Annotated in this window: 1 protein-coding gene; it reads right to left on the bottom strand. The window is 44.5% G+C overall.

The window, feature by feature from the left end; all coding sequences use genetic code 11:
* The coding region (locus DCC39_RS18995) for a 4-hydroxyphenylacetate 3-hydroxylase N-terminal domain-containing protein (RefSeq protein ID WP_276309941.1) at nucleotides 1-335 on the bottom strand (335 nt) is incomplete at both ends.

Here is a 335-nt window from a genome sequence, read left to right as displayed (position 1 = left end):
TTTTCTCCAAACCTTTCCCCGCCACGGGCAAACACTTCCGGCATGCTTGCAAATCCTGCTAAAAAGCCTGCCACGTGATCCGGTGAACGTCCCACCATTCCGTATGTCGCTTGCGACCATTTGCTGATTGCTTCACGACGTTCCCTTAAATCCTCTCTGCTCTTTGGAATCATATAAATTTTATTTGCGATCGTTCCGTCTTCTGTTTCATAAGTCATGTTGTTTCTTTCATCCGCTGCTAGATCATATAATCCTGCAATCGTTTTCACGATGCCTTGAAAGGCAGGATGCGTGATGACATCGCTTACTTTTTCGCCATTTACAAAAATACTTCT

Origin of the sequence: Pueribacillus theae (assembly GCF_003097615.1) — a bacterium.
GTDB classification, from domain to species: domain Bacteria; phylum Bacillota; class Bacilli; order Bacillales; family UBA6769; genus Pueribacillus; species Pueribacillus theae.
Note: the sequence above shows the minus strand (reverse complement) of the source record. Positions and strands in the feature narration are given on the sequence as shown.